Here is a 7,831-nt window from a genome sequence, read left to right on the forward strand (position 1 = left end):
GGCAGTAGGAATGAACGTGGAACGTTAACGAAGAACGGCTTTTTCACTTTTGATGTGAACAGAGCCGTTCTTTTATTATTGTTCCACGGCCTCCGAACTTAACAATAAAAGTTATAAGTTAATTATATTATTTAAAAGTAATTAATTGGAATTTTTTAGATTATTATTTATAGTCAAAATACGACCCGTAACTTGATATAACTATTTCGATTAGTTATAATGCTATAATAAGGATTGGAGAGTTGCAATCTGACTAACAGTTTCTCAATTAATTACCCATGGGCATGGKGATCATGCAAGCGCATTTTTTGCGCAGAAACTGATCCTCATTTTGGTCAACCTCATTCAACAAAGGAGTAACAATCATGGCACCAAGAAACAGTATTAATTTGAACAACATTTTGAAAGCGGCAACGGAGATTGTCGATACGAGTGGTGTCGAAGAATTGACATTAACGGCGCTCGCTCAAAAACTAGATATTCGGTCACCATCCCTTTACAACCATTTCAATGGTCTCGTAGGTATTCGAAAACTGCTTTCTGTCTATGGATTGGAGCAGCTGCTCAACGTTCTGATACGTGCGGCGATTGGTCGTTCCGGAGACGAAGCGATCCATGAAATGGCCAAAGCATATATTAAATTCGCGAGATCGCATCCTGGTCTGTACGAAGTGACTTTACAAGCTCCGGGCCCACAAGACGCTGAAGTAGTTCAAGTCGGCCAAGAGATCGTTGATCTGGTGACACAAGTATTGAAAGCGTATCATCTTGAGGAGCTGGACGCCATCCATATGGCACGAGCATTGCGGAGCATATTGCATGGTTTTGCTTCGCTGGAGCAGAAGGGCGGCTTCGGTCTTCCATATGATCTTGACGATAGCCTACAAATGATTATCGATACGTTTTTGGCCGGTTTGCATGCACGTTATCCAAGTGCTGCTCTGAAAACGAAATAAAACAATCCCCGTATCACCCCTCTGGGAGTGGTGCGGGGGTTGTTTTATTATGACCAGCTGAGTTTAATGAACAACCGCAGACGCCTTGGCATTAACTTCAGGATCAGCTTCCAACTTTTCTTTACTCATTGCTACGGCTGACAAAACCGTAAGCAGTGCAGGAACTAATGCCCAACCAAATGTAAGCACAATGGAAGAAGACAGTGCCTGGGTGATTACATCAAGCACCGAAGCGGGAATGTTCATACGAATGGCGGGATCAAGAAGCGCGTGCGGATCGTTGAGCGCCATCCCTTGCGGGAGCTGGTCTTTAACGGTAGCATTGGCTGCTAGCTTGTTCTTGAAAGCATGACTTTGAATGATACCGAAAATAGTAATGCCGACCGTCATACCGAGTGAACGTAGGAAAGTGAGTGTTGAGCTGGCCGATCCGCGTTGGTTAGCATCGATAGCGTGAATCGAAGCATTTCCTAGGACTGAGAATGAGAACCCGATACCCAGGCCAACAATGATCATGTACGTCGTAACGATTAGCTGGGAGGAACCCGTAGATAGAGTGGTTAATAAATAGATGCCCGCAGCAAACATAATCGAAGCGGGAATCATAATTGCTCTGTAACTGAATTTATTCATCAAAAATCCACCGATAGTCGCTGTAACAACGGTACCTAGCATCATGGGAAGAAGCACCATGCCTGAATTTGTAGCGGAACCACCCAGCACTCCTTGTATGAAGATTGGCGTATACACCGATGTGATGACAAAGGCTGCTCCTCCGAATATCGCGGTTGCATTGCTCATAGCATACAACCTCCTTCTGAACATGGCGAAGGGAATGATTGGCTCTGCGGCGCGTGACTCGGCAATTAGGAACAAGACGGTCATGATGCCGAAGCCTCCAAACAAGCCAAAGATCAAACTAGAATTTGACGCAATCGACCTACCGCTGAGCTCTAAGCCAAACATCAGGCAAACGATAGCTCCGACTAGGGTCAATGCTCCTAACCAGTCAATTTTTTGTTTCGAATGCTCATGCGATTCTTTGTAGAAAAAGGCAACAAAAATAAGTGCAAGCAAGCCGATCGGGAGATTGATGTAGAATACCCAATGCCAGTTAATGTGATCCGTAATGAAGGCACCAATCAAAGGGCCAAAGATGCTGGCAATTCCAAATACCGCGCCAAATAAGCCACCAAGCTTGCCACGGTTTTCTGCAGGTACAACATCAAACATAATCGTAAATGCAATAGGGATGATTGCGCCTCCGCTGATTCCCTGAATAGCGCGATAAATGCTTAGCTGGACCATGGATTGTGCAGTTCCGCAGAGTATAGAACCGAGCATAAAGACGAAGATGCCGAATACAAAAAACTTCTTGYGTCCATACATATCGGAAAGCTTGCCGAAGATTGGCATACCAGCCATTTCAGCAATCATATAAGCAGATGACACCCAAACGAATTTGTCTAATCCCCCCAGGTCCCCGACAATAGTTCCCATGGCGGTAGTTACGATTGTATTATCCATGGAGGCCATCAGAATGCCTAATAAAAGGCCGGCCAACACAATACCCAACTTATTATTCTTTGGTTGTAGCATATTAATTACCTCGCTTTAAACATTAGTTTTCAGCCATTACCTTTGGGAGTGACGACTTTTTCTAAATAAACTCACTGCCATCCATAAACAGCCAATTGCCACGATCAGTCCATGAGCCACCCTAATCGGCTGAGTGCCCACAAACTGCGGAATGTAAAGCAGAAACCCTAAAGCAAGAGGAATACCACTCCATTTAGGCAGCGTACGAGATTTCCATATCCCAATGGCAGAGAGAATGCAACCAATTGCAAGAAATACGAGCCCAATCAGAATCATAATGAATCCCGGGCCGAAGCGAACGACATTAGCCATACCGATTAAGTCTGTGTTTTGCAGCTTAATTGCTTCCTGTCCGATGGCATGCAGGCCAAAAACTTCAGCTCCGTAAAATGGCAAGGTCAGACCTGTTCCCAGCAAACTCAAAACAAATCCCAGGAATGCAAGACGATCCGATTTAGTATCTTGTAGAAAAAGGTAAAATCCTAATAATCCTAACGTTAAAAGAATGAATCCGAGCATTGCCATCACATGTGCAATTATCCATTCCGGTGATGCGAATGCCGCAGCCCCTGACAAGGATACTTCATCAGAGAAGGGGCGAATCGCTGGATAGAGGACAAACAGGATGCCGGAAATGCCTAGTGCGATGGATGCAAATTGAATCCGATAAACATTCGCAGCTTGTGAAGAATTGGAATAGACCTTATTTTCGTGAGTGATAGTCACTTTCCCCGCAGTCACGCTTGGTTTCATGCCAACAGACCTCCAGTAATTTAATGATAGCTTGAACCCTTATGAATGTTGCATTTTCAATATCATAAAACTAATTAACTTAGTTAGTCAACTTATTATTTTATTATAAAATTATTTAAATTAATTGACAGACTAATTATATTAGTCTAAATTCAAAGTAGTTTCATCATAATGAGTACTTAACTGTAACGAGAGGAATGGAGGGAAAACAAATGCGCATTTTGTTAACTGGCGGTTCAGGGTTCATAGGGACAAACTTGACCAATCATTTGTTTCACAAACATCCAGACTACATAATCATTAATTTTTCTCCTTACAGGTCGGGAAGTCGGGCTATGAATGTCGCGCGATTCCAAGCAAATCCAAATTACATTTATGTCGACGGAATGATTGAGAATGAGCTGGCTTTAGTACGTGCTTTTGGTTTAGGGGTGGATGTTGTCGTTAATTTGGCGGGACAAACGCATATTGACCGAAGCTTGCAAACGCCTGGTTCGCTAATTAGCGCCAATGTCATAGGATCGCAAATGGTACTTGATATGGCACGGAAGTTTAGCGTCAAGCGCGTGATTCAAATTTCTTCTGCCGAAGTGTACGGTCCGATACATCAAGGGAGTGAGGTGCCAGAAACGTATCGCCTTGCACCAGTCAACCCTTATGGTGCAAGTAAAGTCGCGACCGAATTGATTACTCAGTCTTACCACCAGACGTTTGGAATGGATACGATCATTACGAGGTGCTCCAACAATTATGGTCAGTATCAGACACCGGAGAAATTAATGCCCCTTGTGATAACGAATGCACTTCAGAATAAACCGATTCCACTATATGGTGATGGGGGGCAAATGAGGGATTGGCTGCATATTGAAGACCACTGTTCTGCTCTTGACGCGATTATCCATAACGGAGTACCTGGTTCAGTTTACAATATTTCGGGCAATCAAACGGCAACCACGAAAGAAATTGTTCAAACTGTACTTCAATATTTAGACCGGCCATGGTCATTGGTGCAGTCTGTCGCTGACCGGCCAGGTAATTTTGATAGATATCCGCTCAGTTGTGAGAAACTCACTACAGATACTGGATGGAAACCGACTTACTTACTCGAGGATGGAATCCGAGAAACAGCTTCGTGGTATCAAAGCAATGCCGAGTGGTGGACTGCTCAAGGAGAAGTAACTACGATCCAATAGGAGGAAGATCAGATGAAAGGAATTATTCTAGCTGGCGGGCAGGGGACACGGCTATACCCGCTCACGATTTCAGTGACGAAACATTTGCTGCCTATTTACGATAAACCCATGATTTATTACCCGCTTTCTGTTCTGATGCTTGCCGGTATACGCGATATTCTGATTATCGGTACGCAGCAAGACACCCCGCGTTACCAAGGTTTATTCGGAGATGGGAGTACCCTCGGCCTTACCATTTCTTACGCGGTGCAAGAGCATCCAGGAGGTTTGGCTGAAGCTTTCCTGATTGGAGAATMGTTTATTGGCAACGATGATGTTGCGCTCATTCTGGGGGATAACATTTTCTTTGGTCAAGGGTTTACATCGATGTTGCAGGAAACAGTTAAAAACAGGAATGGAGCCACCGTGTTCGGTTATCGAGTCAAAGATCCGTCACGATTCGGTGTTGTCGAATTTGATGAACATAATCGCGTATTATCAATTGAAGAGAAACCGAAGCATCCGAAATCGGACTATGCCGTGACGGGGTTATATTTCTACGATAATGACGTCGTTCGGATTGCAAAGTCGCTTAAACCATCTGAGCGTGGAGAACTAGAGATTACAGATTTGAACGCTGTTTATTTGGCGCAGAACAAGCTGCGTGCAACGGTGCTCGGTCGCGGTCTTGCTTGGCTCGATGCTGGTACGCATGATTCATTAATGCAAGCTTCGCAGTTCATCGAGACTTTGGAGAAACGCCAAGGATTCAAGATAGCCTGTATCGAGGAAATTGCGTTTCATTTAAACTATATTGATCAAGATCAGCTCATTCACATTGCCAAACGATTGAAGAACGAATACGGTCAGTATTTACTAGACATCGTTGAAAGAAATCACAGCAAGCACACGACTACTTTCAATAGAATGGAGGTGCATTTGGCATGACGTTCCCTCATACGATGAACCAGAATGCCATTCTGGTAACAGGGGGCTCTGGATTCATCGGCTCCAATTTTATCCTTCATATGCTGTCCAAGTATCCAAATTACGAGATTGTGAATCTGGACAAGCTGACATACGCCGCCTCGGAAGACTTTAATGAGCAAGTAGGGAAGTTCCCTAACTATACGTTTCTGCACGGATCAATTGAGAATCAAGAGCTGGTTCATTTTATTTTTTCTGAGTATAACATTCGTGGAGTTATTCATTTTGCGGCTGAATCTCATGTGGATAATTCAATTTCGAACCCCGGTGTGTTTGTTCAAACAAATATTGTCGGCACATTCACGTTGTTAAATGCGGCGATGCGGCATTGGATGGATGGTCCTGGTGAAGTGAAGCCAGGTTATGAAGAATGCCGTTTCCACCATATATCCACTGATGAGGTATATGGAGCCCTAGGAGAGACAGGAAAGTTCTCGGAAGAAAGCAAGTATGCCCCGAATAGCCCCTACAGCGCGAGCAAAGCGAGTTCAGATATGCTCGTGAGAAGCTTTAACCGCACTTATGGCCTCAATGCTGTGATAACCAATTGCTCCAACAATTACGGGCCACGGCAGCATGACGAAAAGCTCATTCCAACAGTAATTCGTTCTGCCCTTCAGTTGAAGTCGATACCCATCTATGGCAACGGACGCAATGTACGAGATTGGCTCCATGTGCAAGATCACGTTGAGGCAATTGATCTTGTCTATCACAGCGGTACAAACGGCGAGACCTATAATGTGGGCTCGGATAACGAACGCAATAACCTTAGCTTAGCGCTGGAAATTTGCGCGATTCTAGATGAGCTGGCATCTGAACCGCTGAGGGAAGCGGGCTTGTCCAGTTACAGCGAACTGATTCAGTTCGTTAATGATCGGCCAGGGCATGATTGGCGTTATGCGATCGATTGTAGCAAAATGTATAAGGAACTAGGCTGGGAAGCAAATATTCCGTTTGGCTCGGGGCTGCGCCAAACAATTGAATGGTATCGGGAGCTATATCAGCCGAAGCAAACGGTAGGTGTATGAGTTTTACCTCTCTTGATCAAGCTCAAAGCACAAAGGAGTAACAACTATGGCACCAAGAAATAGTATTAATTTAAACGTAATTTTGCAAGCGGCTACAGAAATTGTAGATACAGGCGGAGTCGAAGAGTTATCGATCACTTCGCTTGCGCAAAAGCTCGACATTCGTTCCCCATCCCTCTACAATCATTTCAAAGGTCTTCAAGCCATTCGCAAGCTGCTCTCCATCTATGGATCAGCTTGAGGAGATGGACGCCATTCATATGGCCCGCGCCTTGAGGAGCATTTTGCACGGATTTGCTTCGCTTGAACAAAAGGGAGGTTTTGGTCTTCCCTTTGACCTGGACATAAGCCTACAGACAATTATTGATACGTTCTTGGCTGGGCTGCATGTCCGCTTATCCCATACGGCTCAATAACTCTAAATATAAAATCCCGCATCCTCTTTGACAGAGAATGCGGGATTTTTTCTTGCTGTTTATCAGGCGAAGCTAAGCGTTTTCTCAGAACTGCTCTCAGGGGCATCGCCAGAAACTTCCGATGCCATGTTTTCGAGACATTGAAGGGAGAGCGAGTAGGCATCTAGGGCTTCAATCTCTTTCTGTAATTTGGTGACCCTTTGCTTAAAGCTAGGATTGGCAAACAATTGGTCAACCGCTTGGCCTACTTCTTCCGCTGTTACCCGATTCGATTTAAGGCTAATACCGATTCCAGACCAATCGACACGGGCGCTAACTTCACTTTTATCTTCAGATTTCCCCCAAACGATAAGTGGAACTCCGTGTTGAATCGCATAATGAACTCCGCCATACCCAGCATTGGTCACCATTGCATCTAAATGAGGCATTAGAAGTGAGTACGGAATGAATCTTTCTACTTTTACATTGTCTGGCAATTGGAACGGAAGATTAGTTAGCGGTTTGTTTCCGGTTGTAGCTACAACCAGAACGTCCTTGTTAGCTAGTGCTTTAATCGCAGGAATCATCAATTGATTAAAGTCTTCATTCGCAAGCGTCCCTTGCGTGACAAGTACAACGCGTTTGGCTGTCTGCAATTCTCCCCACCAGGAGGGCAGCGGGAAATCGTGTGAAGGAGTTGTTAAATTGAAGGGCCCGACAAATTGTACATTTGGAGGAAGATCGCGGTTGGGGTATTCAAAAGATGGGCATGTCCCTTGAAGGTACACATCCGAATAAAAGACTGCTGCGTCAAATACCCAACGGTCCAAGTTAGGAAGTCCCATTTTCTTTAAATTATTATTAAAATGCTGTTGCTCTTTGCGAAATATAATTTTCTGAACAAGGAAATGCAACATGCTGTTCCGGAGGCGACCGAAAGT

General features: G+C 44.5%; 7 protein-coding genes and 1 pseudogene. 5 read left to right on the top strand and 3 right to left on the bottom strand.

All coding sequences use genetic code 11. From position 1 onward, the window contains the following. The first annotated feature begins 365 nt into the window (after positions 1-365). On the top strand, positions 366-956 hold the full coding sequence (locus tag AC1DUA_RS17425) for a TetR-like C-terminal domain-containing protein (RefSeq protein WP_477500975.1): 591 nt from the start codon (positions 366-368) through the stop codon (positions 954-956). A 63-nt stretch (positions 957-1,019) separates the two neighbouring features. On the opposite strand, the gene AC1DUA_RS17430 is transcribed toward AC1DUA_RS17425, so the two are convergent. Both AC1DUA_RS17430 and AC1DUA_RS17435 read right to left on the bottom strand, forming a co-directional pair. Further along, the gene (locus AC1DUA_RS17430; RefSeq protein WP_477500976.1) at positions 1,020-2,555 is read right to left on the bottom strand and encodes an MDR family MFS transporter; all 1,536 of its coding nucleotides are present in this window, start codon (positions 2,553-2,555) and stop codon (positions 1,020-1,022) included. A 36-nt stretch (positions 2,556-2,591) separates the two neighbouring features. Then, complete coding sequence (locus AC1DUA_RS17435) at positions 2,592-3,308, bottom strand: hypothetical protein (RefSeq protein WP_477500977.1); 717 nt, start codon at positions 3,306-3,308, stop codon at positions 2,592-2,594. Between the two features lie 212 nt (positions 3,309-3,520). On the opposite strand from AC1DUA_RS17435, the gene AC1DUA_RS17440 reads away from it, so the two are divergent. From AC1DUA_RS17440 to AC1DUA_RS17455, 4 genes and pseudogenes are all read left to right on the top strand, one after another. After that, a complete protein-coding gene (locus AC1DUA_RS17440; protein ID WP_477500978.1) occupies positions 3,521-4,501 on the top strand; it encodes a dTDP-glucose 4,6-dehydratase in 981 nt (326 codons plus the stop codon). A gap of 12 nt (positions 4,502-4,513) precedes the next feature. Continuing rightward, positions 4,514-5,428 (top strand): glucose-1-phosphate thymidylyltransferase RfbA, encoded by a 915-nt coding sequence (rfbA, locus tag AC1DUA_RS17445; protein ID WP_477500979.1) that lies wholly within the window; start codon positions 4,514-4,516, stop codon positions 5,426-5,428. Further along, on the top strand, positions 5,425-6,495 hold the full coding sequence (rfbB, locus tag AC1DUA_RS17450; protein WP_477500980.1) for a dTDP-glucose 4,6-dehydratase: 1,071 nt from the start codon (positions 5,425-5,427) through the stop codon (positions 6,493-6,495). Before rfbA ends, rfbB begins: the two co-directional genes overlap by 4 nt. A gap of 46 nt (positions 6,496-6,541) precedes the next feature. Beyond that, positions 6,542-6,911: pseudogene (locus AC1DUA_RS17455) on the top strand (TetR/AcrR family transcriptional regulator). Positions 6,912-6,973: 62 nt separating this feature from the next. On the opposite strand, the gene AC1DUA_RS17460 reads toward AC1DUA_RS17455, so the two are convergent. Continuing rightward, positions 6,974-7,831: glycosyltransferase (locus AC1DUA_RS17460; protein WP_477500981.1), on the bottom strand; the 858-nt coding region annotated here is incomplete at its 5' end.

This window comes from Paenibacillus sp. 01T422, assembly GCF_056398785.1.

Bases quoted from the DNA above. Each gene is read 5' to 3' on its own strand.
- AC1DUA_RS17425 (WP_477500975.1), top strand. From the start codon at position 366: ATGGCACCAAGAAACAGTATTAATTTGAACAACATTTTGAAAGCGGCA.
- AC1DUA_RS17435 (WP_477500977.1), bottom strand. From the start codon at position 3,308: ATGAAACCAAGCGTGACTGCGGGGAAAGTGACTATCACTCACGAAAAT.
- AC1DUA_RS17440 (WP_477500978.1), top strand. From the start codon at position 3,521: ATGCGCATTTTGTTAACTGGCGGTTCAGGGTTCATAGGGACAAACTTG.
- rfbB (WP_477500980.1), top strand. From the start codon at position 5,425: ATGACGTTCCCTCATACGATGAACCAGAATGCCATTCTGGTAACAGGG.